The organism is Mycobacterium sp. DHQP2018-32-09 (assembly GCF_058148405.1).
In genome coordinates this window covers 1-434 of record NZ_JBYVYK010000156.1, presented here as the reverse complement: position 1 = coordinate 434, position 434 = coordinate 1, and the positions used below count along the sequence as shown (strand labels likewise).

1 protein-coding gene is annotated in these 434 nt (G+C 53.2%); it reads left to right on the top strand.

Features of this window, described 5'->3' with window-relative positions:
- Positions 1-213: 213 nt before the first annotated feature.
- Positions 214-434 (top strand): hypothetical protein (locus tag AC30CM_RS27125; protein WP_490119995.1); only part of this gene is annotated, 221 nt, incomplete at its 3' end.

Sequence of the window (434 nt, the reverse complement as noted above, 5' to 3'; positions counted from 1 at the left end):
GTCTCTTCTACGAAACCGCAGGCTGTCATCCCACCCAGTACGTGGATCGCTCACACGCGTTCCTTGAGAACGCTGAGATGTTCACGCTGATGGGTAAGGAAATGCAGCGCTCGCGTCTCACGCACGCGATCAAGGCGTGGCGTCCCAAGTTTGAGCGTGCCACTCAGTCCATGTAAATAAAGAAGTGTCCACAACTACCCCAAGAGGTTCTTAATGCTGGAACGCGAATTCACGTTCAATCCACCGAACGAATTCATTGAACGCCATGACCCGTACAATCTGGTCATCAGGCAGTGTCGAGACTGGAGCAACAGCAGCCGTCGCGTGATGGTTGTGTTCCAGCATCTCGATTCGCGCGATCTGAAAGAAGGCGAGCTTCTTGGTGTACGGGAGACGCGTCTCCCGTTCGTAAATGCCTTGAAGTATGGCAACAA